Annotated in this window: 19 protein-coding genes and 1 pseudogene; 10 read left to right on the forward strand and 10 right to left on the reverse strand. The window is 62.8% G+C overall.

All coding sequences use genetic code 11. The annotated features are described in order from the left end of the window. Positions 1-171: 171 nt before the first annotated feature. Together BLL38_RS19385 and BLL38_RS19390 are read right to left on the reverse strand one after the other, a co-directional pair. On the reverse strand, positions 172-1,155 hold the full coding sequence (locus BLL38_RS19385; RefSeq protein WP_076963946.1) for a TauD/TfdA family dioxygenase: 984 nt from the start codon (positions 1,153-1,155) through the stop codon (positions 172-174). 44 nt (positions 1,156-1,199) lie between these two features. Next, positions 1,200-1,943 carry a thioesterase II family protein gene (locus BLL38_RS19390; RefSeq protein ID WP_076963947.1) on the reverse strand — a complete coding sequence of 248 codons (744 nt, stop codon included), beginning with the start codon at positions 1,941-1,943 and terminating at the stop codon, positions 1,200-1,202. Between the two features lie 313 nt (positions 1,944-2,256). On the opposite strand from BLL38_RS19390, the pseudogene BLL38_RS31255 reads away from it, so the two are divergent. Then, positions 2,257-2,355: pseudogene (locus tag BLL38_RS31255) on the forward strand (cupin-like domain-containing protein); the annotation flags it as partial. 14 nt (positions 2,356-2,369) lie between these two features. Here BLL38_RS31255 and pvdP read toward each other — a convergent pair. Beyond that, positions 2,370-4,001 (reverse strand): pyoverdine maturation tyrosinase PvdP, encoded by a 1,632-nt coding sequence (pvdP, locus tag BLL38_RS19395; protein WP_076963948.1) that lies wholly within the window; start codon positions 3,999-4,001, stop codon positions 2,370-2,372. 201 nt (positions 4,002-4,202) lie between these two features. On the opposite strand from pvdP, the gene pvdM reads away from it, so the two are divergent. From pvdM to BLL38_RS19420, 5 genes are all read left to right on the forward strand, one after another. After that, positions 4,203-5,552, forward strand: a complete 1,350-nt coding sequence (gene pvdM / locus BLL38_RS19400) for a pyoverdine-tailoring dipeptidase-like protein PvdM (RefSeq protein WP_076963949.1) — start codon at positions 4,203-4,205, stop codon at positions 5,550-5,552. 35 nt (positions 5,553-5,587) lie between these two features. Continuing rightward, positions 5,588-6,871, forward strand: coding sequence for a pyoverdine-tailoring periplasmic protein PvdN (pvdN, locus tag BLL38_RS19405; protein WP_076963950.1), 1,284 nt, complete (start codon positions 5,588-5,590; stop codon positions 6,869-6,871). A gap of 40 nt (positions 6,872-6,911) precedes the next feature. Continuing rightward, complete coding sequence (locus BLL38_RS19410; protein ID WP_076963951.1) at positions 6,912-7,799, forward strand: formylglycine-generating enzyme family protein; 888 nt, start codon at positions 6,912-6,914, stop codon at positions 7,797-7,799. A 104-nt stretch (positions 7,800-7,903) separates the two neighbouring features. Further along, entirely contained in the window at positions 7,904-9,553 is a 1,650-nt protein-coding gene (locus tag BLL38_RS19415) for a cyclic peptide export ABC transporter (RefSeq protein WP_076963952.1), read from the forward strand. Between the two features lie 133 nt (positions 9,554-9,686). Further along, positions 9,687-12,125 carry a TonB-dependent siderophore receptor gene (locus BLL38_RS19420; RefSeq protein WP_076963953.1) on the forward strand — a complete coding sequence of 813 codons (2,439 nt, stop codon included), beginning with the start codon at positions 9,687-9,689 and terminating at the stop codon, positions 12,123-12,125. A gap of 49 nt (positions 12,126-12,174) precedes the next feature. Here BLL38_RS19420 and BLL38_RS19425 read toward each other — a convergent pair whose 3' ends face one another. Beyond that, on the reverse strand, positions 12,175-13,377 hold the full coding sequence (locus BLL38_RS19425; protein ID WP_076963954.1) for an MFS transporter: 1,203 nt from the start codon (positions 13,375-13,377) through the stop codon (positions 12,175-12,177). 143 nt (positions 13,378-13,520) lie between these two features. Here BLL38_RS19425 and BLL38_RS19430 point away from each other — a divergent pair, with 143 nt between their 5' ends. Then, entirely contained in the window at positions 13,521-14,105 is a 585-nt protein-coding gene (locus BLL38_RS19430) for a TetR/AcrR family transcriptional regulator (protein ID WP_076963955.1), read from the forward strand. A 16-nt stretch (positions 14,106-14,121) separates the two neighbouring features. Here BLL38_RS19430 and BLL38_RS19435 read toward each other — a convergent pair whose 3' ends face one another. The 4 genes from BLL38_RS19435 to BLL38_RS19450 all read right to left on the reverse strand — a co-directional run bounded on the left by BLL38_RS19435 (position 14,122) and on the right by BLL38_RS19450 (position 19,119). Continuing rightward, the gene (locus BLL38_RS19435) at positions 14,122-15,642 is read right to left on the reverse strand and encodes an MDR family MFS transporter (RefSeq protein WP_076963956.1); all 1,521 of its coding nucleotides are present in this window, start codon (positions 15,640-15,642) and stop codon (positions 14,122-14,124) included. Continuing rightward, positions 15,632-16,783 carry an HlyD family secretion protein gene (locus BLL38_RS19440; protein ID WP_076963957.1) on the reverse strand — a complete coding sequence of 384 codons (1,152 nt, stop codon included), beginning with the start codon at positions 16,781-16,783 and terminating at the stop codon, positions 15,632-15,634. The genes BLL38_RS19435 and BLL38_RS19440 overlap by 11 nt, the downstream gene beginning before the upstream one ends. Next, complete coding sequence (locus BLL38_RS19445; RefSeq protein ID WP_076963958.1) at positions 16,780-18,258, reverse strand: efflux transporter outer membrane subunit; 1,479 nt, start codon at positions 18,256-18,258, stop codon at positions 16,780-16,782. The genes BLL38_RS19440 and BLL38_RS19445 overlap by 4 nt, the downstream gene beginning before the upstream one ends. Positions 18,259-18,372: 114 nt before the next feature. Continuing rightward, positions 18,373-19,119, reverse strand: coding sequence for an AraC family transcriptional regulator (locus tag BLL38_RS19450; protein WP_076963959.1), 747 nt, complete (start codon positions 19,117-19,119; stop codon positions 18,373-18,375). 162 nt (positions 19,120-19,281) lie between these two features. Here BLL38_RS19450 and BLL38_RS19455 point away from each other — a divergent pair, with 162 nt between their 5' ends. Together BLL38_RS19455 and BLL38_RS19460 are read left to right on the forward strand one after the other, a co-directional pair. Next, positions 19,282-21,108: a glycoside hydrolase family 15 protein gene (locus BLL38_RS19455; protein ID WP_076963960.1), complete on the forward strand. Its 1,827-nt coding sequence runs from the start codon at positions 19,282-19,284 to the stop codon at positions 21,106-21,108. A 132-nt stretch (positions 21,109-21,240) separates the two neighbouring features. Then, entirely contained in the window at positions 21,241-22,173 is a 933-nt protein-coding gene (locus BLL38_RS19460; protein ID WP_076963961.1) for an alpha/beta fold hydrolase, read from the forward strand. Here the strand turns inward: BLL38_RS19460 and BLL38_RS19465 are convergent. Then, positions 22,143-23,111 carry a GlxA family transcriptional regulator gene (locus BLL38_RS19465; RefSeq protein ID WP_076963962.1) on the reverse strand — a complete coding sequence of 323 codons (969 nt, stop codon included), beginning with the start codon at positions 23,109-23,111 and terminating at the stop codon, positions 22,143-22,145. The genes BLL38_RS19460 and BLL38_RS19465 overlap by 31 nt on opposite strands. A gap of 89 nt (positions 23,112-23,200) precedes the next feature. Between BLL38_RS19465 and inhA the strand changes: the two genes are divergently transcribed. Next, positions 23,201-23,881 (forward strand): isonitrile hydratase, encoded by a 681-nt coding sequence (gene inhA / locus BLL38_RS19470; RefSeq protein ID WP_076963963.1) that lies wholly within the window; start codon positions 23,201-23,203, stop codon positions 23,879-23,881. A gap of 231 nt (positions 23,882-24,112) precedes the next feature. Here the strand turns inward: inhA and BLL38_RS19475 are convergent, their stop codons facing one another. Further along, on the reverse strand, positions 24,113-24,742 hold the full coding sequence (locus BLL38_RS19475) for a LysE family translocator (RefSeq protein WP_076963964.1): 630 nt from the start codon (positions 24,740-24,742) through the stop codon (positions 24,113-24,115). Positions 24,743-25,134: the final 392 nt, after the last annotated feature.

Below are 25,134 nucleotides of genomic sequence, written 5' to 3' on the forward strand. Positions count from 1 at the left end.
TAGCGACTTGAGAACAACTATCTTTTAGCTGCCGACGCAGCCGGGAGTAAGGCCCACGCGCATCGAGGCCTTTGAAAAAGCAGGTAAATACAGGCGCGGCAGACACCAGGGTCGAGTGGAATGCCTCAACCCTGGAATCTGCCGCAGGGGTTCACTTCAGTGCTTAAAACTTCACAGCTGGTCGGCAGAAAAGCCTTCGGCCATGGCCACGATCACCTTGCGCGGGCCCTCGAAGGGCGCACGCGCGTGAGCCGCCAGCATGTTGTCGAGCATCAGCACATCGCCCGACTGCCAGGGGAAACTGATCATGCAATCGTCGAGCACCGCACGGATCTGGTTGAGCACCTCGTCTTCGATGGGCGTGCCGTCGCCGTAATAGACGTTGCGCGGCAGATCCTCCTCATCGACGATGTCCAACAGTGACTCGCGCACCTCCGGCTGCAAGTTGGAGATATGGAACAGGTGCGCCTGGTTGAACCAGACCATTTCCCCCGTGCGCGGATGGCGGGCCACCGCCTGGCAGATCTGGCGGGTACGCAGCTCGCCGTCGTCCTTCCATTCGCAGGTAATGGCGTGTGCCTTGCAGTACGCCTCGGCGACGGCTCGGTCTTCGGTATTGAAGACCTGCTCCCAGGCCACATCCAGGCCGTTGCCGAAGTTGCGGACATACATCAGGCCCTTGCTGACGAAACGCTCGCGAATATACGCCGGGATGCGCTTGTAGACTTCACGGCTATCGGCAATCGGCGTCTCGCCTCCCGACTGGGCGGCGATCATGCTGTAGAACCAAATTCGCATGGGCCAGTCACGGGAGTAGGCCTGCTCATTGTGCAGCGGGATACGCTGGTGCGCCGGATACTCGGTCGAGGTGTACACCCCTTGCGTGACACTGCTGCGCGGGGTCGAGCCAAACTCGTAGCTCAACAGCGGGTGACCAAAGCTGGCGGCAAACTCGCGAAACTGCTCGGCCCCCGCCAGGGTAAACCCGCGAAACAGAATCCCGCCGTCGCGCAGCAAGTGCTCATCCACCAAGGCACTGAGTTCTTCAAACACCGCCAGCAGGCTGGTGTCCGGCTCAGTGGCTTCGACCAGCAGCGGCAAGCGCCCCTGCCCTGCCCGTAACGGACCAACGGAAAATCCCAAGGCAACACCCATCACGGGCCTCCTGTAAACAATCAATGGCGCCAGCAGGCGCGGTTCTAGCGAGCGAGCGCGCTCATCTGGGTATAGCGGCGATGATGCCCCTCCAAGTGTTCCTTGATGACCCGCAGCACCCGCGCCTCATGCTCATGAATGAAGAAGTGGCCACCGGTCATCATGTCCACCGAGAAGCTGCCGCCCGTCTCCTGGCTCCAGCCGATCAGTTGCTCGGTGGTGGCCTTGTCTTCCTTGCCGCCCAGCACATGGACCGGGCACTTGAGCCGTGGCCGCTCCCGGGGACGGAAGCGGCCGCACAGCAAGAAGTCGGCACGCAGTACCGGCAAGGTCAGGCTCATCAGTTCCTTGTCCGCCAGCACGGCTTCACTGGTGCCCTGGAACGTACGCAACTGATCAATCAGTTGCTCGTCGGTCTTGGGCTCGGCAAAGTCACGGTCGTAGTCGCTGCGCAGGGTCGGCGCGGCCGTGCCGGAAGCGAACAGCGCCACGGGTTCCGGGCAGCCCAGGGCGCGAAACGCATGGGCCATTTCACACGCCAGCAAGGCCCCCAAGCTATGCCCGAACAGCGCATAAGGGGCTTCAAGCGCCGGCTTGTGCTCCGTCGCCAATTGGCGCGCCAGGGCATGCATGTCAGTTTGCAGGGGCTCATCAAAACGCGCGCCACGGCCCGGCAGTTCTACCGGCTGCACGTGCAGCCATTGCGGCAGTTTACGCCGCCACCGACTGTAGACCATGGCGCTGGCGCCGGAGTACGGCAAGCACAGCAGTGTCAGCTTGGTCACCACGTTTACCTCAATCCATTACGTGTAAAAGGAACGGATGAAGACCTGGGCAAATTAGGGGCACGCCAGCGTGCCTGCAACATCACGTATAAATTTTATGCAACAGCGCTCGTTCCCTTGCTCAGGCCCATCGCCAATACAAGAGGGATCGCCGTGGATTTGCAGAGCATTCTGACCCAGCTGTTCGCCAATGCCGGCGCCTGAAGATCAGCGGCAATATGGGTCGACAAGAACAAGCGCTACCCAACGCCGCCGCGCTTGAGCGAACGAATTCCAGCCTGCCTGCCACCCCTGAATACCGTGGAGCGGCGGCCGCGAGGTGACGTTCCTGCCCGAAGGCTGGTTCCATCAGGTGGAGTCAGTCTCCACCTCGCTGTCGGTGAATTTCTGGGTCAACTCCGGGCGCGGCGGGTAACACCCGCCCCCACATCAGCCCCCTGGCGCCTTTGCAACCTTCAAATGCCGCGCATACCAGGGGCGCCGGGGCACCTTGCGAAACAACTGGGTGAGCTGCTCGTCATCCGCACTAAACGTGATGCGCAGCGCCAGCTTCATGGTCTCTGGATCCATCTCCACCGACCGACCCATCTGCAACCCCGGCGTGGTACTGCAACCGTGGGTCACCGGGCCCAGCCAGGGATCCGCCACCTCCACCCAGCGCCCAGGCGCGAACCAAGGCACGCCATTGACTTCAAGGCGGCTGACGGTACCGGGATGAAAACGCTCGTGCGCCCGAAACCAGTCCTCGATACGGTCGTCGATCCAGCCATGGAAATACCAGAACACCGGGTTCACATGGGAGGAAAACGGATCGCCGAGAAAGTCATTCTGCGCCCCATACCAACGCCCGGCGAAGTCTGCCGGGTCGCGGGCAAATGGCACCGGGGCGCCATTGGATGGGTCCCGTGGCACCGAGGCCCAACGCATGTGCAGCCAATCATGCAGGCCCAACTCAACTTCCGAACCAAACTGCCCCAGGGTGAGCTTGGCCAGATAGCGCGGATCGCGATACTGCGACTCCCAGACCTGGAAATTGCTGTGGTAGGTCTCGCTGGCCTTGATATCGCTGACCCATTGCGTGTAATCGCTGTCACCGCTGGCCAGCCAGGTGGGCGGCAGGGCAAAGCCATCGTGGTTGTCGAAGTAACGGGCAAACCCCTGGCGATCACGCTCAAGCTCCGGCTGCGGCGCGGGGAAACGCGACCAGGACGGCAAATCCTGCATCGAGCGCGCCGTACCCAGCATGTGCCGATGCATGAAAAAGAAGTCGATCCCCGAGCCGTTGCGGTCTTTGCGCGGGCCGCGGGCATCGCGCTCCTGATCCCGTGGCCCGGGCTGCCAGCCAATCCCGCGCAAGGCGTCGCGCTTGTCTTCGGCGAGCTTGTGCCACTGATCGCGAGAGGCGTGCCACAGCTGGTGGAACAGGCGATGCTCAGGCGCGATCAGCCAGGCCAGCAAGGTCTGATTCAAGCCAATACGCTCCCGGGCCTCGGGAAACAGGTGTTTGGTGGCAACAAAACGGCTGTCCAGCTCGGGGAGCGCCAAAGGCCGGTCCAGGCGCAGGATTTGCCCGCTGAGGGTGCCGCTGCCGGCATTGCCGAAATCCGCCCAGACTTCATCCAGCATCATTTTGAGTTCATACACCGGCGCACCACCCGGCGACTCACGGTCGATCAGGCGCCAATACAGCTCAGCCCCCTCGCCCGGCACCAAGTCCCCCATCACCTGATAACGCGGCTCAGCATCGGCACGCAGTTGTTCGCCAGTATCCAGGTAGCCACGCAAGCCGCGCCCGCGCGGAGCAATATCCAAAAACAACTCCAGCCCCTCACGTGGCAGACCGTGGAGCCCGCCATCACGCCCTTCCAAGCGCAGGCTCCAGACACCTCGCAGGGAATCGGCCAGGCGCTGGCCGGCCGTATCGGCGAGGTCAACCGTCGCTTCTTCCGGCGTGACCGGGAATTCTTCACGCGTCAACTCGCGATGGGCATAAAAGGCTGCGGGCACTGCGGCGCCCGTCAGCGCCAGGCCTGCGATGAACCCTCGTCGAGAAATCGTCATGTTCCTACCTGTATTGTCCCGCCTGGTTTGCCCGGCCGGAATCAGCCATGGAGCAGGCTTTATCCAAGCTAGAACGTTTGTTGCCACAGGAAATTTACCGCCACGGGCGTGCGGCCTAAATTTCCCTTTCCATCGCTCGTTCTTCCCAGATAGCAAAGGCCCTTGCGCCTGCACTTCGACGGCGAACCAACTGAGATGGCAATGACAAAACCACGTTCGAGAAAGGCTCTTTACATCGGCCTGCCGCTGGCCTTGGCCATTGGCGCCGGGGCCGGTTTTCTGGCCTGGGACCATTGGTTCAAGGGCAACGCCGGCTACCCGCTGGAGGTGATCAAGCAAGCCAATGAAATGCAGGATCGCTTGCTGTCCTTCGACAGTCACATCTCGCTGCCGCTGAATTTCGGCACCCACAATCATGAAGCCGACAAAGACGGCGACGGCCAGTTCGATCTGGTCAAGGCCAACCGTGGGCGCCTGTCCGGGGCCGCCCTGACGATCTTCGGCTGGCCCGAGATGTGGAACGGCGACAATGCCCCCCATCGCCCCACCGCCGGGTTTGTCGAAGAAGCACGCAACCAGCAGGAGGTGCGCTACAAAATCATTTCCGGGATGGTCCGCGACTTTCCCAATCAAGTGGCCATTGCCTACACCCCAGACGACTTCCGACGCCTGCATGGCGAAGGCAAGTTCGCGATTTTTATCAGCATGCTCAATGCCTACCCACTGGGTAACGACCTCAACCTGTTGGACATGTGGGCCGCACGCGGCATGCGCATGTTCGGCTTCAGCTACATCGGCAATAACAGCTGGGCCGACTCCTCGCGCCCGCTGCCCTTTTTCAACGACTCCCCCGACGCCCTCAATGGCCTGTCGGACATCGGCCAACAGGCCGTGCATCGCCTCAATGACCTGGGGGTGATCATCGACGTTTCGCAGATGTCGACCCAGGCCCTGGAACAGGTCGCGCAACTGAGCCGCACGCCGATGGTGGCCTCGCACTCGGCGCCTCGCGCCTCGGTGGATATCCCGCGCAACCTTACCGATAAAGAGATGCAACTGATCAAGAACAGCGGCGGCGTGGTCCAGGTCGTCGGGTTCTCCCAATACCTGCGCCCACTGACCCAGCCCACCCAGGACAAGCTCAATCGCCTGCGCGCGCGTTTCGACCTGCCGCCGCTGCCGAACCTGGCCATGGCGCTGATGCCGGGCGACCCGATTATCTCCGCCTGGCCTGAACAGAAGTTTGGCCAATACGCCAGCGGCCTGTATTCGATCCTTGAAGAAGAGCCCAAGGCCAGCCTCAAAGACTACGGCGACGCCATCGACTACACCGTGCGCAAGATCGGCATCGACCATGTTGGCATTGCCTCTGACTTCAACGAAGGGGGCGGTGTGCAAGGTTGGAACAATGTCAGCGAGATTCGTAACGTGACCGCCGAGCTGATTACCCGCGGCTACTCCGAGGCGGACATCGCCAAACTGTGGGGCGGCAACTTCCTGCGGGTCTGGGACCAGGTGCAAAAAGCCGCCACACCGGTGGCCGACCGCTGATTGCCTTTGCCTTTTGCCGACAAGTGAACCTACCTATGACTGATCGCCGTACGTTTCTCAAACAGGCCGGGATACTCGCCGCAGGCCTGCCCCTGGGCGCAGCCGTCCTGAACCGGCACGCATTGGCGAACGCTTCACCCCCCGTGCCCGAGGAAAAATGGGCGCAACTGCGCCAGTTGTTCACCCAGGACCCTGACTACATCCACTTCTCCAATTTCCTGGTCACCTCCCACCCCAAGCCCGTCCGCGATGCGATCGAGCGGTACCGCGCGCAGATCGACCGCAACCCCGGCCTGGCCATGGACTGGGACTTGCAGGAAACCTGGAAACGCGAAGCCGAGGTCCGTGACTGGGCTGGCCGTTACCTGCAAGCCAAACCGGGGCAGATTGCCTTGACCGGCAGCACCACCGAAGGCCTGGCGATGATCTACGGCGGCATTCATGTGCGCCCGGATCAAGAGATTCTGACCACGGTCCACGAGCATTACTCCACCGAATTCACCCTCGACTACCGGGTCAAGAAGCAAGGCACCCAAGTCCGCAAGATCAAGCTGTTCAAGGACGCCCATCGGGTTTCGGTGGATGAAGTGCTCAGCGCCATCAACCGTAATATCCGCCCCAATACCCGGGTCCTGGGCATGACCTGGGTGCAATCGGGCAGCGGCGTGAAACTGCCCATCGGCGAAATCGGCAAGCTGGTGGAGGCACTCAACCGCAACCGCGACGAGCAAGACCGCATCCTCTATGTGGTCGATGGTGTACACGGCTTTGGCGTGGAAGACCTCAGCTTCCCACAGATGCACTGCGACTTCTTTATCGCCGGCACCCACAAATGGATGTTCGGACCACGGGGCACCGGGATCATCTGCGCCCGCTCCGAAGTGCTCAAGGACGTCACCCCGACGGTGCCGACCTTCTCCGAAGACACCAACTTTGCCACCACCATGTCACCGGGCGGCTACCACGCCTTTGAACATCGCTGGGCCTTGAGCGAGGCGTTCAAGCTGCACCTGCAACTGGGCAAAGCCGACGTGCAGGCCCGTATCCACGGGCTCAACCGTTATCTGAAGGAGCGCCTGCTGGCCCATTCGCAGATCGAACTGGTGACCCCCACCAGCCCCGAGCTTTCGGCTGGTTTCACCTTCTTCCGGGTCAAGGACCAAAGCAGTGACAAAGTGGCGGCCTACCTCATGGAAAACCGTGTGGTCAGCGACGCGGTGCACCGCGACGCCGGTCCGGTGATCCGCACCGCCCCGGGATTGCTCAATACCGAGGCCGAAGTCGATCGCTTTATGACCCTGCTTGGCAAAAAACTCTGAGGCCGCCCTTGAGTGCCGATTTTTCCTATGGAGACGACTGATGACTTGCACGCCCACCCCTTCGACGCGCCCCCTCAAGACCCTGGCGGCCCTGGCCACCGCCCTCTGTTTGCTGCCAGGCCTGGCCGCAGCCGCCACCACCGCGCAGCAGCCAGGCAAGGTCTTCAAGGACTGCAAGGACTGCCCGGAAATGGTTGTGTTGCCGGCCGGCACCTTCACCATGGGCACCCCGGACGATGAAATCGGCCACGAGCCTGACGAAAGCCCGCAGCACCCAGTGACCTTTGCCAAACCCTTTGCCATCAGCCGTTTCCAGGTACTGGCCGGTGAGTTCAAGGCCTACCAGAGTGAAACCGGCGCCCGCCTCAATGACTTCGATGTACGCCCCGGTCGCCGCTGCACCAACGGCAAGCCGAGCTACCCCCAGCAATCACAACAACCGGCTGTGTGCATGAACCTGGCCGAAGCCCAGGCTTATATTGCCTGGCTGTCGAACAAGACCGGCAAGCAGTACCGCCTGGTCAGCGAAGCCGTACGCGAGTACGCCGCCCGTGGTGGTAACCCAGGCCCGTTCCCGTTCCCCTTCGATGAAGGCACGCAGTATCAGATCTCCAAGCACGCCAACACCTACGGCCCGACCGATGGCTATACCTACACAAACCCGGCCAAGGCCTTTACCCCCAATGCCTTTGGTGTTTACAACATGCACGGCAACGTCTCCGAATGGGTTGCCGATTGCTATCACCCCAACTACGTCGGCGCCCCGGCTGACGGCAGTGCCTGGGTCGAGAAAAGCTGTGAGCTGCAAAGCATCCGTGGCAATGACTACCTCGAAGCCCCCGTCTTCTCGCGCTCCGGCAACCGCAACAACATGTACCCCAACGAGAGCGGCGACTGGCTGGGCTTTCGCGTAGAACGCGACCTTTGATCCTGCCACCGGACCGCAACCCGTTGCGGTCCTTTAAATAAACCGCCAGGCCATTCGTTTTGGTTATTAGCGGCCCTTTTTTCTTCTCCTGGCAGGAAACTTCCATGAACAAGCCAACACGCGGGGCAATCAAAGAATTGCTCGCCCTGCTCAAGCCCTTCCGCCTGATCGTCTGTGTCTCCATCGTGCTCGGCATGATCGGGGGCCTGAGCGTGACCGTGTTGCTGGCCACTATCAACAATGCCCTGCACGCCCCAGAAGGCCTGACCCAGACCGTCATCGCCGTGTTCGCCGGCCTATGCCTGCTGGCCCTGGCCAGTTCAATCCTCTCGGACATCGGTACCAATTATGTAGGCCAGCACATCATTGCCCGGTTGCGTAAAGAGCTGGGAGAAAAGGTCTTGTCGACCCCCATCGAGCAGATTGAGCGCTATCGCACGCACCGCCTGATTCCGGTACTGACCCATGACGTCGACACCATCAGCGACTTTGCCTTTGCCTTCGCCCCACTGGCGATTTCCCTGACGGTGATCCTCGGTTGCCTGGGTTACCTGGCGATGTTGTCGTGGCCGATGTTCCTGATGATCCTGGTGGCGATCGGCATCGGCAGTGTGGTCCAGTCGATTGCCCGGGCCCGCGGTATCAAGGGCTTCATCGCCGCACGCGAAGCCGAAGACGAACTGCAGAAGCATTACAACGCGATTGCCGAAGGGGCCAAGGAACTGCGCATTCATCGTCCCCGCCGCCAGCGCATGTTCACCCTGGGCATCCAGCGTACCGCCGACGCCATTCGCGACACCCAGATCAGCTCGATCAACACCTTTATCATCGCCAAGAGCTTCGGCTCGATGCTGTTCTTCGTGGTCATCGGCCTGGCCTTGACCCTGCAATCGCAATGGCCAAGCGCCGATAAGACGGTGATGAGCGGCTTTGTCCTGGTGCTGCTGTACATGAAAGGCCCGCTGGAACACCTGATCGGCACCTTGCCCATCATCAGCCGTGCACAGATCGCCTTCCGGCGTATCGCCGAACTGGGCGAGCAGTTCTCCTCACCCGAACCGCACTTGCTGCTCAGCGACACGGGCGCACCGGCCACGCCCGTGCAGACCCTGGAACTGCACAATGTCAGCTACACCTTCCCGGCCGTCGAAGGCAGCGCGCCCTTCCGGCTGGGCCCGGTGAACCTGAAGATCAACCAGGGCGATATCACCTTTATCGTCGGCGAGAATGGCTGTGGCAAAACCACCCTGATCAAGTTGCTGCTGGGGCTGTATGCCCCGCAACAGGGGGAGATCAACCTCAATGGCGCCGCGATTGACGCGACCAACCGCGATGACTACCGGCAACTGTTCACCACGATTTTTGCCGACTATTACCTGTTCGATGACATTGTCCAAGGCGACCAACACATCCCGGACGACGCCAACCGTTACCTGGAACGCCTGGAAATCGCGCACAAGGTCAGCGTGCGCGACGGCAACTTCACCACCACCGATCTTTCCACCGGCCAGCGCAAACGCTTGGCGCTGGTCAACGCCTGGATGGAAGAGCGTCCGGTTCTGGTGTTCGACGAATGGGCGGCTGATCAGGACCCGACCTTCCGCCGGATTTTCTACACCGAACTGCTGCCGGACCTCAAGCGCCTGGGCAAGACGATCATCGTGATCTCCCACGACGACCGTTATTTCGATATCGCCGACCAACTGGTGCGCATGGAGAGCGGCCGGGTGATGACTCAGGCGCAACCCGCCTGACAGAACCTGTGTACGACTGACGATTTGCTTCACCCCACAACTAAAAAATAACTTTCTGCCTCTTACAGACCAGGTAAAACAAATGACAAGGCCCGCTCTCCGACAACTCAACCCTTATGTCAAAGCCGTTGCGATGTCTCACGCCCTGAGCAAGCACTTCTCCCTCACCACCCTGAGCCTGGCCATGGCCATGGCGCTGCCTCTGGTGGCACATGCGCAGGAGCAGGCGGTGAACTTCAATATCCCGGAACAGCCACTGGCCAATGCCCTGCAAGCCTTCGGCCAGCAGTCGGGCGTGCAAGTGCTGTACAGCCCGAATGATATTCAGGGCTTACACAGCACACGCCTCAACGGTACGTTCAGTGCACAGGAGGGGCTGGCGAAGCTGTTGCAAGAGACCGGCGTCAATTACAGCTTCCAGGGCAATGCCGCGAGCATCAGCCGCAAATCCGGGGATGCCCTGGAACTGGCTGCAACCAGTGTCGTCGGGCAAGCCGGCCTGGGCGTCAACACTGAAAACACCCGCTCCTACACCACCGGCGCGGTGACCATCGGCAAGAGCGAACGCAGCCTCAAAGAGATCCCGCAAACCGTTACGGTGCTGACGGCCCAACGGATCAAGGATCAAAACATCACCACCCTCAACGACGTCTACGGCCTCGTGCCAGGGGTGGTCACCTACGGTGCCCTCAACGGCGACAACCAACCGTATGCCCGTGGCTTTGAGATCGACAATTTCCAGATCAATGGCATTCCGATCCCGGCCGGCACCAGCACCGGCATCACCTCGCTGAACTGGTCAGACCTGATCTCCTATGAGCGCGTGGAAGTCCTCAAGGGCTCGGCCGGACTGTTCCAGGGTGCCGGTTCCCCAGGCGGTGCGATCAACCTGGTGCGCAAGCGCGCCAGCGGCGACTTCAAGCTGAGCACCGTGACCCAGGCCGGGACGTGGGACAACTATCGCCAGGAAGTCGATGTTCAGGGTGCCCTCAACGAAGAAAAAACCCTGCGCGGTCGTCTGGCGACCTCCTACAACACGCGTAGTTATTTCTATGACGGTGGCAAGAGCAAACGGGCATCGACCTACGGCGTCCTGGAGTTCGACCTCAACCCGGATACCTTGCTCAGTGCCGGCTTCACTTATCAGAATGCCGATAACCGCTCGACCATGGACTGGGGCCTGCCGGGCTACAAGGACGGCTCGAAGATCGACTTCAAACGCTCGACCAACCTCAGTTCGCCATCGGACTATAACGACGTCGAGTCGACCCAGTATTTCTTTGAAGCCAAACACCAGCTCAATGAAGACTGGAAAGCCACCCTGGCCACCAACTACACCCGTTTCAACCTGGATGCCCTGTACAGCAACACCGGCGGCCAGATCGACCCGATCGACAATTCCGGCGCCTACAACTGGGCCGAGGGCCGTGGCGAAAACAACTACCAGTACAATACCGATCTGTTCGTCAACGGCAACTTCGACATGCTGGGCCGGCGCAGCGAAGTGATCCTGGGTGCCAACCTCTCCCACAGCAAACGGGTTGCCGCACGTTACGAAGTCACCGACTACAACAGGGCCTACGACTTCATCCCGGATATCCTGAATTTCACCCCCCCCAAATATGCGCGGACCAAAAAGTACCGCACCACCACCTCGACCCTCGACCAGCAAGGCCTGTACGGCTCCCTGCGGGTCAATGTGTTCGAGCCGCTGGACGTGATCGTCGGCGCACGTGCCAGCTGGTTCGATTACAAGCAGGACCAGCTCAACGAAACGAACGGCCGGCACACCAAGAGCGACATGCAGACCAACGCCAAGGTGGTGCCGTTCTATGGCCTGGTCTATGCGCTGAACCCCAACTGGTCGACGTATGTCAGCTACGCGGAGATCTTCACCCCGCAACTCAACGTCGAAACCGTTGACGGCAGTGCCCTGACACCGCGCTCGGGGGATACCTACGAACTGGGCCTCAAGGGCGAGTTCTACGACGGTACGCTGAACACCAACTTCGCCATCTTCCGCACCACCTACACCGGGCTCGCCCAGCGCGATCCGAACCAGCCAACCACCTGCAATTGCTATGTGGCAGGCGGCAAAGTGCGCTCCCAAGGCTTTGAAGCCGAGATCACAGGCAGGGTCATGCCTGGCCTGGACCTGACCGCTGGCTACACCTACAACACCAGCGAGTACGTCAATAACCCGAACAACCCGGACCTGGAAGGCACCACATTCCAGACCTCCATGCCCGAACATATGCTGCGCACCTGGGCCAACTATCAGTTGCAAGGTGAGTACTCGAAGTGGCAGATCGGCGCAGGCAGCACCATCCAAAGTGGTGTTTATGGCCGCCATGTGGGGGGCAACGTCGGCAAAGGGATCAAGAATGAGACAGGTGGCTATGCCATCTACAACGCACGCATTGGCTACGACGTAAACAAGAACGTCAATCTGTCGGTCAATATCGAAAACATCTTTGACCGCACGTATTACTCCCAGACGGGCACCATCGAGAGCAACAGCTACTACGGCAACCCGCGCAATATGATGTTCACCATGCGCACCAACTTCTAAGCGCGCCCCCCGGGCAGGCACCTTGCCTGCCCGGGTTTCCCCTCATGCATCACCCCGTGCAAGGTTGACGGTCCATCCCCGGACCCAGGCAGCGCACGCCCAGCAGCGCCGACACCAGCACCACCGCCCCCGCCACCAGCGCCACCCAGAACCCGCTGGGTGCACCGAAGCGGTCGATCATCCAGCCAGTACTCGCCGCCCCCAGTGCCACGCCAATGCTCAGGCCGGTGATCAACCACGTCATGCCTTCGGTCAGGCGGCTGGCCGGCACGACTTTTTCCACCAGGGCCATGGACACAATCAGTGTGGGGGCAAAGAACAGCCCGGAAACGAAGATCGCCAGCGCCAGCCCGAGAATATCCCCCACCCACAGCAACGGCAGGGTGGTGAGGGCCGTGGCCAGGCCGCAGAACAGGAACTGGCGGTGCAATGGCATCGTCAAGCGCAGGGCTCCGAAGGCCAACCCGGCCAGGCACGAGCCAATGGCATACACCGACAGCACAATACTGGCGGCCGCCGGTTGGCCCTGATGCTCGGCAAACGCCACGCTGACCACATCCACCACACCGACGATGGTGCCCATGGCCATTAACAGCAGCATCAGCACCAACACTTTGGGGGAGGCGATCAACCAGCGCCCCTGAGGGCCATGATGCGCATGGATCGCAGGCTCGGTCTGTTTTTGCAGGACGAAGCTGGTCACGCCGACTGCCAGCAAAATCGCCGCCGCCAGGGGCCCGGCTTCGGGAAACAGCAGCACGCACAACCCCACCGACAGCGGCGGGCCGAGGATAAAGCACACCTCGTCGAGCACCGATTCCAGGGCAAAGGCCGTTTGCAGCCGGGGCTGGCCACGGTAGATCGCGGTCCAGCGCGCCCGCACCATGGCCGACATATTGGGCATGCAACCGGCCAGGGCGGCAAAGATAAACAGGGTCCAGTCCGGCGCCTGCAAACGGGTGCACAGCAACAGCAACAACAGCGCAGTACCACCGATCATGGCCGCCACCGGCAAGACACGGCCCTGGCCGTAACGGTCTACCAGCCGTGAAACCTGCGGCGCGCAAAAGGCCGTGGCCAGGGCAAACGTCGCCGCCACCGCGCCCGCCAACCCATAGCCGCCGCGCAGTTGGGACAACATGGTGATCAAGCCGATACCGGTCATGGAAATCGGCATGCGGGCGAGCATGCCGGCCGATACAAAAGCCCTGGAACCTGGCGCCTGGAACAACTCGGCGTAGGGGTTTGCCATGGTGCGTGACCTCTTGCTGGGAACCCTGGAGCGTGCCATTCAATGCCATCCGGGGAAAAGATATACGCTGCGTATGTGACAAATAATGAGTAACATACGCAGCGTATGTCAACCACTCACCCGCCGATAGCGAGCGTTTTCCCATGAGCCGAGCCCGCGCCGAGATGATCGAACAAACCCGCGCCCGCCTGCTGGCCAGTGCCCGCCAGGCCTTTGCCAGCCAAGGCTTTGCCAATACCTCGATGGATGATTTCACCGCCCGCGCCGGCCTTACGCGTGGGGCGCTGTACCATCACTTTGGCGATAAAAAAGGGCTATTGGCTGCGGTGGTTGCGCAACTCGACAACGAAATGGACGAGCGTCTACAGCAGATCAGCGCCCAGGCCGCCAACCCCTGGAATGGTTTTTGCGAACGCTGTCGCGCCTATCTGCGTATGGCCCAGGACCCCGAGATCCAGCGCATCGTGCTGCAAGATGCACCGGCGGTACTTGGCGAAAATACCGCAGCCCAGCAGCAATGCATCCAATCATTGCGCGGGCTGCTGGAGGGGTTGATGCACGCCGGGTTGATTGAACAGGCTCCCAGCCTGGCGCTGGCCCGTTTGATCAATGGCAGCCTGGTGGATACAGCGCAATGGATTGCCCATGCCGAACGCCCGGATGAATGCCTGGAGCAAGCGCTGCAAGGGCTGGAGTTGCTGCTGCGGGGTTTGAAACCCCAGCGCTGACAGCCCGCGACAGCCATCAGGTACGACGAAGCAACAACGCCGCCACCGCACATAACGTCAACGCCACACACGCCAGGTAGAACGCATCGCTGTAAGCCATCAAGAAGGCCTGCTGCCGCACCCCCTGGTCGAGCAAGCCCAGCACTTGCTGCTGATCCGGCCATTGCTCCTGCAGCAGGCCGCCGCCCGGCAAGCGTTGCTGCAAGGCCGGTTCAAAGATGCTCAGCGACTCACCGATACGCGCCGAATGCACCTGCTCGCGCACCACCACCAGTTGCGCCAGCAAGGCCGTGCCCACCGCGCCGCCCAGGTTGCGCAACATCGAGAACACCGCCGAGGCCGAACCGGACTCGGCCTTGGCCAGCCCATGCACCGCCAGCACCGACAGCGCCACCATGATCAGCGGCTGGCCAATGCCCCGCACCACGATCGACGGGATGATCACGTTACTGGCGCTGTCTGCCGACAAATGCGCGCCCATCCAGCAGCCCAGGGCCATGATCGCGAAACCCGATGCCACCAGGATCTTGGCGCTCAGCCACTTCATCAGGTGTGGCAGGAACGGTGCCAGCACCAGTTGCACCAAGCCATAGGCGATCAGGCTGAGGCCAATTTCGCTAGCGTTATAGCTCTGCATCTGTGACAGGTAGTTAGGCACCAGGAACACCAGGCCATAGGTGCTGGCGCCGAAGATAAACATCGCCACGCTGGCCACGCCAAAGTTGTAGTGCGCCAGCAGCCGCAGGTTGATAAAGCGTTTGCTGCCCCACACTTGCCGGCCGACAAAAACCACCAGGCCCAGCGCCGCCGCCAGGCTCATCCACACAATAAAGGCCGAGCCGAACCAGTCCTTGCGCCCGCCCTCCTCCAGCACGATCTGCAAGGCCCCCAGCCCCAGCACCATGCAGGCGATGCCCAGCCAGTCGCCCTGGCGCAACAACCCCAGGTTCATCGGCTGACGCTCGATGGACCAGGCCACGGCCGCCAACAGGGCAACGCCGGGGAACAGTTGCAGGTAGAAGATCCAGCGCCACGAATAGACATCGGTCAACCAGCCGCCCATGGACGGCCCCGCCGCCTGGGCCACACTGTTGGCCAGGCTGAACAGGGCCATGCCCAGGGGGATCTTGCTGGCGGGCAGTTCGGTGATGATCAACTGGAACGACAACGGGATCAGCACCGCCCCCGCCGCGCCCTGGATGACCCGGATGATGATCATCACCGGCAGGTTCGGCGCCATCGAACACGCCACCGAGGCCACCAGAAATACCCCGGAGCCCCACAGCATCACCCACCGCAACGAGAACACCTGCACCAGCCACGCCGTCAGCGGGATCATGATGATTTCGGCCACCAGGTAAGCCGTGGAAATCCACGAGCCCTCCTCGAACGTGGCCCCCAGGGCGCCTTCGATTTCCGGCAGCGCGGCGCTGGTGACATGCACGTTCATGCCGGCCATGAAGCACCCGAACAAGCCACCGATCACCGCGACCCAGGCGCGAAACGAGACGGTCGCGGGGCGCGCATCAACCACCATGGGCCCGGTCCTGCTGGCTGGCCGGGCGGGTGTCCACCGTGGCAATCACCGACATCCCCGGCAAGATGGCGGGCGCATTGGCCTCGTCCTCGACCAGGCGGATTTTCACCGGGAAACGCTGGACGATCTTGGTGAAGTTGCCGGTGGCGTTGTCCGGCGGCAACAAGGCGAATACCGCGCCGGAACCGGGGGCGATACTTTCCACCTCGCCGCGCCAGCGCTGGCCGGCAAAACTGTCCACCGCAATATCCACCGATTGCCCCGGAGCCATGTGCTGCAACTGGGTTTCCTTGTAGTTGGCAATCACATAGGCCTGCTCCACCGGCACCACGGCCAGCAATGGCAGGCCTGGCATCACATATTGCTGGCGACGCACCTTGCGCTGGCCCACGACCCCGTCGAACGGCGCGCGGATCGCCGTGTCATTCAAGGCATTCTGGGCCAGGGCCAGGTTGGCCTGGGCCTCGCCCACCCGGGCCTGGGATTCGGCAATCCGCGCCTGGGCCTGTTGGCGGCGCGCCTGCAACACCTGGCACTGGGCCTGCTGCCGGGCCACTTGGGCACGGGCCTGGGTCACGGCGGCCAGGGCCTTGGCCTGGCCGGCGCTGGCGGTTTCCAGGCGCTCACGGGTAGCAATCTGCTGGTCCACCAGATCGCGGTAGCGCAGAAAGTCCAGGCGCGCGCGCTGGGCCTCGGCCTCGCTGCTATGCAAGGCCGCCTCGGCCTGGGCGATGCGTTGCTGCTGCTCATCGAGACGTGCATCGAGGGTATGCAGGCTCGACTGACGGGCCGTCGCCGCCGCCCGGGCCTGCAGCAACCGGGCCTGGGTGCTGCGCAACTGCTCGATAAAGTCGCGGTCATCCAGACGCACCAGGACATCCCCGGCCTTGACCGGCTGGTTGTCCTCCACCAGGACCTGGGCCACGTAGCCGGCAATACGCGGGCTGACCGCCACCCAATCGGCGCGTACATAGGCATCGTCGGTTTCTTCAAGGAAGCGCCCCACCTGCCACCAATACCCGGCAAACAACCCCACCCCCAACAACGTCACCAGCGATGCGCCCGTCAGCAGTACGCGGCGATGGCGCGCCATCAAGCCGGAGGTGGATCGCAGGGTCGCGGGTTCAACAGCCTGGTTCATGGCTTGGCTCCAAGGGCAGCAAGGGGTAAGGGTTGAGGTTGATCGTCGCGTTGCCAGCCGCCACCGAGCGCCTGGAACAGGTCGATCTGACGGTTGATCAAGCGCAGGTCGGCCCGGGCCAGGGTGGCCTGCAGGGTGACCAGGCTGCGCTCGCTGTCCAGCAGGTGCAGGGCATCGAGGGCACCGGCCCGATAACTGCGGGTGGCCAGCTCGAACGCCTGCTGGCTGTGGTCCAACGCGGCTTGCAGAGCCTGGCGGCGCTGCTGTTCGGCCTGGTACAGCACCAGGGCTTGCTCGACCTGTTTCAAGGCGCTGAGGACCGTGCCGTCAAAACGCGCCTGGGCCTCCCGCGCCTGGGCCCGGCGCTGCCCCACTTGGGCCCGGGCCACGCCGCGCTGGGGAAAGCGCCAGGACAGCAACGGCCCCACGGAATACACCAGCGCCTCACTGTCCCCCAGCTTGCCCAGGCTGCTTGCGGAAGACGCCAGCGCGGCACCGAACGTCACCCGTGGATACAGTGCGGCGCGGGCGATGCCGATGGCCAGCGTGGCCGATTGCAGCTGGCGCTCGGCACGCCGGATATCGGCACGCCGCTGCACCAGCGCCCAGCCATCCCCCACGGGCAGCGGCGCCTGCAATTGCGGGCGCTGGGCACAGGTGTGCCGGGCCACCGCCAACGGCGGCAGGCCACTGAGCACCGCCAGTTCATACAGCGCCGCCTGATGGCGGGCAGCCAACAGGGGCAGCGGCGCACGGGTTTCTTCCAGCAGGCCATTGAGGCGCGCCAGGTCCAGCGCTGTCGCCGCGCCGGCCTTCTGCAGCCGGCGAGTGACGTCGACACTGCGCTCCAGCACCTGCACCGAATGGCGCTGCACCTGGCGGCTGAACGCATAGACACAGGCCTGGCCATAGGCCCGTGTGGTCTGCGCGGCCACCGTCACCCGCCATTCATCCTCCAGCGCCCGCGCCGCCTGCGCATCCGCGCGGGCGGCGGCCAGGCGGTAACGCATCTCACCCCACAGGTCCAGGGTGTAGCTCAGGGAGAACCCGGGGGCGTGGCTCCACTCGGCATCGGCCTGCTCCCCGCTGGCCTGGGCCAGGGTCTGGTCATCCCGGCTGCGGCCGTAGCCTACGCTGTAGGCCAGGCGGGTCGAGGGCTGGCGTTCGCCCTCAACCTGCTCCAGGCGCGCCAATAACGCGTCGACATGGGCGGCGGCGGCCTCAAGGTCTTGGTTGTGGCTCAAGGCCTGCTCGACCAACAGATCCAATTGCGGGTCACGGTAAAGCTGCCACCAGCGCGCGGGCAACGCCTGGGTCGCCGGCCCGCTGGACAAAGGCGGCGTCGCCTGGGCTGTCAACTGCGCTGCTGGCTCGTCGGGCAGGCCACTGCATCCGGCCAGCGTGCCCAGCAGAAGCAGGGCCAGGGCTACCGGGGATCGATTGCTAGTGGGGGGATGAACGACAAGGCTGGGCATCACAAAGCTCGCTGAAGAATGAGCTTTGCAGAGTAGGCACGCGCCCTGGCGGATTCGCCCGCGCCAAGGCCATGTATCGTCGCCAAATGGACAATTGGGTTACATGAAGCAACATCAGGCCCGGGGGCGGAAATGACTCGGCGGATAACCCAGCGAGCGCCGGAACATTGCGCTGAACGCACTCGGGCTCTGGTAACCATGTTCCAGCGCCACTTCCAGGATCGAGGCGCCCTGGGCCAGCAACTTCAGGCTCAAGGCCAGGCGTGCGCGTTTACGCCACTCGCCAAAGCTCATGCCCAGTTCCCGCTGGAAGATCCGGCTCAGGGTGCGCGCGCTCATATTCAGGGTGTCGGCCCAGGATTCCAGGCTGCTGTCATCGGCCGGGTTGCCGATAAACCGGGTACACAATTTGGCCAGCCGTGCTTCGCCGGGCACCGGCACATGCATGGCCACCACCGGCGCGGCCAGCAGCTCCATGCGGATCACCTCCACCATGGCCTGCAAGCGCGGGCTGTTGACTTCGCCGGCAATCAGCGTAGCCGCCACGATCAGCTCGCGCAGCAACGCCGAGACCTCGATCACCTGGCAGGTCCGGCCCAGGCTCGGCTCCACCTCGGGCAGCAGGAACAAGGTGCGCATATGCACCTCGCCGGCCATGCGGATCTCGTGGGGCGTGCCGGCAGGTACCCACAACGCATGCCCGGACGGCACCAGCCAACTGCCCTGGGCCGTGCTGACCACCATCACCCCGGAGACACCGTGAATCAATTGCGCCTGGGTATGACAATGGGGATGCACCACTTCATCGTTACGGTAATTGTCAGCATAAGCCTCAAGCCAAGGCCGGTGCGCAGTTGTCATGGGCAGCGTCTCACGTCGTTAAGCCGGAGATTCTAACCAAAAGCCCCATGGCGAAAACGATAGATATAGACAGCCATCGTCGCATTCCAGACAAGCCGCTGAACTTGTGCTGCACGCCGTCAGTCAGCTCAAGGGACTCCTGGAAGAAAAGTTGGGTGGACAATGCGCGATCTGAACAACGAACCTCAAAGTGCCATCGATGCCCACGGCATCATCGGCGACATGCGCAGTGCGGCGCTGATCAACGACCAGGGCAGCATCGACTTTTTCTGCTGGCCGGAATTCGACAGCCCGTCGATCTTCTGCTCGCTCCTGGACGCCCCCGCCTCCGGGATCTTCCAGCTCACCCCGGACCTACCCGGGGCGCGCCGGGAACAGATCTACCTGCCGGACACCAACGTCCTGCAAACCCGCTGGCTGAGCGATGAGGCGGTGGTGGAAATCACCGACCTGCTGAGCATCAGCGATGACGTCGATGACCTGCCCCTGCTGATCCGCTGGGTGCGGGTGATCAGCGGCAAGGCCACCGTGCATATGCGCTGCGCGGTACGCCATGACTATGCCCGGGCCCCCACCCGGGCCACGGCGGATAACACCGACGTGTGCTTTAAAGCCCCGGGCCTGCCCGGCCTGCGCCTGGCCAGCAGCCTGCCCGTGCAGATCGAGGACGATGCCGCCGTCGCCTGCTTTACCCTGGACCAGGACCAGGGCGCCGAATTTGTTCTCGGCGCCCTCGACGATGTACGCGTCGACAGCCGCGGCACCGACCTGTGCCTGCAGCGCACCCTGGCCTTCTGGCGGGGCTGGCTGGCCCAGTCCAACTACCGCGGGCGCTGGCGCGAAATGGTCAATCGCTCGGCCCTGGCCCTGAAACTGCTGACCTCGCGCAAACACGGCGCGATTCTCGCAGCGGCCACCTTCGGCCTGCCGGAAGCCCCCGGCGGCGAACGCAACTGGGACTACCGCTACACCTGGATCCGCGACGCCTCATTCACCGTCTACGCCTTTATGCGCCTGGGTTTTGTCCAGGAAGCCAATGACTACATGCGCTGGCTGCGCGGGCGCGTCAGCGACTGCCAGGGGCGGCCGATGAAAATCAACATCCTGTATGGCATCGACGGCCGCCAACAGTTGCCAGAAACCGAGTTGCCTCACCTTCGCGGCCACGGCGGCGCGCAGCCGGTGCGCATTGGCAACGGGGCCGTTGACCAGGTGCAACTGGACATTTTTGGCGAACTGATGGACGCGGTGTACCTGGTCAACAAGTACGGCGAGGCCATCTCCCATGAGGGCTGGAAACACACCCGGGAAGTGGTGGACCAGGTGTGCGAGACCTGGAACCAGAAAGACGTCGGCATCTGGGAAATGCGCGGCGAACAGCATCACTTCCTGCACTCGCGGCTGATGTGCTGGGTGGCGCTCGACCGCGCCATCCGCCTGGCCTCCAAACGCTCATTGCCGGCGCCCTTCGCCCGCTGGGACCAGACCCGCCAGGCGATTTATGAAGACATCTGGAGCCACTTCTGGAACGAGGAACGCGGGCATTTCGTGCAGCATATCGGCAGCACAGCCCTGGACGGCTCGATGCTGTTGATGCCGCTGGTGCGCTTCGTCGCGGCCACCGACCCGCGCTGGTTGTCGACCCTTGAGGCGATCCAGAAAAGCCTGGTGCGCGACGGCATGGTGTACCGCTACCGCAATGACGACAGCCAGATCGACGGCTTGCAAGGCACCGAAGGTGCGTTTACCGCCTGTTCATTCTGGTATGTCGAATGCCTGGCGCGCGCGGGGCAAGTGGAAAAGGCCCATCTGGAGTTCGAGCAACTGTTGCGCTATGCCAACCCGCTGGGGTTATATGCCGAGGAATTCGACAGCCAGGCACGGCACCTGGGCAACACCCCGCAGGCCTTGAGCCATTTGGCGTTGATCAGCGCGGCGACGTTTCTGGATCGCAAGTTGAGTGGGCAGAAAAACGTGTGGCAGCCTTAAGAATCGAGCAGCGCAGCAAAACCCTTGTGGGAGCTGTCCCTCCTCTATTCAAGAACCCGCGCTGGGCCCGTGAACACATAGCGGTTTCGCGCTAAAGTCCAGGCTCACTGCTGTGACCCGAAAGGAGTCCCGATGAGCCCCTCGATCGCGCTGCTGTCTATCCGCACGCCCATGCTCGACATCGCCTACGAAGCCCATGGCCCGGCCGGGGGTGAGGTGGTGATCCTGCTGCATGGTTTTCCCTATGACCCCCGCAGCTACGATGCCATTGCGCCGGTGCTGGCCGAGGCTGGCTACCGCGTGCTGGTGCCTTACCTGCGCGGCTATGGCCCGACCCGTTTTGCCCACGCCCAGGTGCCGCGCTCCGGCCAACAGGCAGCGCTGGCCAAGGACCTGCTGGATTTCATGGACGCCCTGTCCATCGAGCAGGCCGCCCTCGCCGGGTATGACTGGGGTGGGCGCGCCGCGTGCATTGTCGCGGCGCTTTGGCCCGAACGTGTGCGCTGCCTGGTCACGGGCGATGGCTACAACATTCAAGATATTGCCCAGTCCATCCAGCCACGCGCGCCGGTCACCGAGCATCGGTTGTGGTACCAGTTCTACTTCCACACCCAACGGGGCGTCGATGGCCTGACCGCTAACCGCCGCGAGTTGTGTGAACTGTTGTGGTCACTCTGGTCACCCTCCTGGGCCGAGGGGCCAAGCCTTTACCCGCAAACGGCACCCTCATTTGATAACCCGGATTTTGTCGAGGTGGTGATCCACTCCTATCGCCATCGCTTTATGTATGCCGAGGGTGATCCGGCACTGGAAGGGATTGAACAGGCGCTGGTGCAGCCGCCGCCGATTTCGGTGCCAAGCATTTCGCTGTGCGGCGCCGACGACGGGGTCGGCCCGGCGCCCGAGGTGGATGACGACGTGGGCAATTTCAGCGGGTTTTATCGGCGCCGGGTACTCGCCGGGGTCGGCCACAATATTCCCCAGGAAGCACCGCAGGCCACGCTGGACGCCCTGTTTGAATTGCTGGAACAGACTCAGGCCGGCGCCGAAAACCGCTCGCGGTAAAGCTGTGGGGTGATCGACAAGGCGCGGATAAAACTGCGGCGCATGGTTTCTTCGCTGCCAAAGCCACATTGCGCGGCGATGCGTTTGATTGCCACGGCGCTGTCGGCCAGTTGCCGGCGTGCGGTTTCCACGCGGATCAGTTCCACCGCCCGTGCCGGGGTCTGGCCGGTGTCGGCGCGGTAGTGACGCACAAAGCTGCGCTCACTCATGCCGCACGCAGCCGCCAGGGTCGCGATGTTCAAGTCCAGGTGCAAGTGTTCGGCAATCCAGGCGTGCAATTCGCTGAAACGGCTGCCGCCCTTTTGCAGGGACAGGGTAACGCTGAACTGCGCCTGCCCACCGGGGCGCTTGAGAAACACCACCAGGTGCCGCGCCACGTCCAGGGCCACTGCGCGGCCCAGGTCCTCTTCCACCAGGGCCAGGCACAAATCGATACCGGCCGTGACCCCCGCCGAGGTCCAGAGCGAGCCCTGCTGGATAAAAATCGGGTTGGCCTCGACCTGCAACCTGGGGTATTTGCGCGCCAGTTCCTCGCAGCGCGTCCAGTGGGTGGCGACACGGCAGCCGTCCAACAGGCCACTGGCGGCCAGCAGGAAGGCGCCGGTGCACACCGAGGCCATGCGCCGCGACTGCGTGGCTTTCTGCCGCACCCACGCCACCAGTTGCGGGTCCTCGGCCGCCCCATACACGCCCCAGCCGCCGGCGATCACCAGGGTGTCGCAGGGCGTCTCGGCGCCAGGCAATGGCTCGGCCACCAGGGCCAGGCCAGCAGAGGTCATCACCGGCTCGGCCTGGGCGGCAATCACGTTGACCGCATAGGGCAGCGGCAAGCCTTGCTGGCGCGCCAGGTCGTTGGCCGAGGCAAACACTTGCAAGGGCCCGGTGACGTCGAGCACTTGCACATTGGCAAAGGCCAGTACATGGATGATTTTCGGCATGATTGGCGCGATTCGTGGGCTCAATGGCGTATACGCCAAAGCCTAGGCCACTAGAGTGAAGCCGTCCATCCCTTTCCTGGAGTTTGACCATGACCCTGCAGATCGGCTTTGTGTTGTTCCCCGGCATCCAGCAACTGGACCTCACCGGCCCTTACGACGTGCTGGCGTCCTTGCCGGATGTGGCGCTGCACCTGATCTGTAAAGACCTGGCGCCGATCACCTCCAGCAGCGGGTTGGTGCTGGCGCCGACCATCACCTACGACGACTGCCCGACCCTGGATGTGATCTGCGTGCCGGGCGGCTCGGGGGTTGGGCCGTTGATGGAGGATGAGCCGACCCTGGACTTTCTGCGGGCGCAGTCCCGGACTGCAGGTTATGTGACGTCGGTGTGCACCGGCGCGCTGGTGCTGGGCGCGGCGGGCTTGCTGCGCGGGCGGCGGGCCACCACGCACTGGGCCTATCACGACATGCTGGCCACCCTTGGCGCGATCCCGGTACAGGAACGTGTGGTGCAAGATGGCAATCTATTTACCGGCGGCGGCATCACGGCAGGGATCGACTTTGCCCTGACCCTGGCCGCCGAGTTGTACAGCGAAGCAGCGGCGCAGTTGGTGCAGTTGCAGCTGGAATATGCGCCGGCCCCGCCCTTCAATGCCGGCCGGCCGGACACCGCACCACGGTCTGTGCTGGACGAGGCCAATAAGCGCACGACTGAATCACGCAAGACCCGGGGCGAAATTACCGCGCGGGCGGCGGCGCGGCTGGGCTGAAGGCCGAACTATTTTCCCCTGTGGGAGCGGGCAAGCCCTAATGCCAGTCAGTTAAGCGGATTCTGCTTTCTGTAGGAGCGAGCTTGCTCGCGAAGGACGTCAACGATAACGCGTGTTTGCTAGGTAAACGCGGCGCTCTCAAGTTCTTCGCGAGCAAGCTCGCTCCTACAAAAAGGCTTAACTGACTGGCATTAGGGCAAGCCCGCTCCCACAAGGAGATGCGCCTGCCGTCTACAAGGTGCGCGGCATCACCGCCAGGCGCACGGCCAAGACTGTCAGCACCGTGGCCAACCCCCATTTCTGCAAGCCGGCGGTTCTTTTACTGCCGGCAAAATACCGGCTGATCGCCCCGCCAAAAATCCCCAGCACCGCGTGAAACACCCCGGCAATCAAGGTCAGGACCAGGCCCAGTTGCACCAATTGCAAGGCAATGGGACCGGCCTCGGGTTTGACGAACTGCGGCAGGAATACCATGAAAAACAGCAGCGCCTTGGGGTTGAGCAGGCTGTTGAGCATGGCGCGCATAAACACCCCGCCCAGACGTACCCGCTCAACCTGGGCGGTGTCCAGGGATGGCTTTTTCTGCAGGGTCTTGAACGCCAGCCACAGCAGGTAGACCACGCCGGCATAACGGATCAGGTCAAAGGCCGGCGGCCAGCTGGCCACCAGGGCCGTGACGCCGGTGGCGGTCAATGCGGTCAACAGCAGGTCCGCCACCCCGATCCCCAGGCCGGCCGCCACCCCGCCACGCCAGCCATAGCTCACCCCATGACTGATGACAAAGGCCATGTTCGGCCCGGGCGACAGCAGCAACAGCAGCACGGAACCAGAGAAAACCGCCAGGGTTGCGAGATCGATCATGCTCAACTCATCCGCCAGGGAAAACCGTAGATTAGTCCTACCCCAGCCACTGATACCAGCCTATACGCACGCGGCCGGGCAGTGGTCAGCCAGCAGAACCGGGGTTCATACAGGGACATCGCCAACACAGCCGCAACCTGCAAGACACCCAATACGCCGCCAGCGAAGGCATCGCATCCTGGGGTAACTTCTACGGTGAACCGCGTAATTTCACGGTGAGCCTCAAGGGCGACTTCTGATCCCCATCCCCCTGTAGGGGCCGGTTTGAACTGGCCTAATGCTCCCGGACACCTCTTAAGGGCGATATGATTCGCCCAATCAGGAGGTTCCATGCAAGAGCGAAAGACCTACACCCGCGAGTTCAAGCAACGTGCTGCAAGCATGGTTCTTGA

Source organism: Pseudomonas gessardii (genome assembly GCF_001983165.1).
Lineage (GTDB): Bacteria > Pseudomonadota > Gammaproteobacteria > Pseudomonadales > Pseudomonadaceae > Aquipseudomonas > Aquipseudomonas gessardii.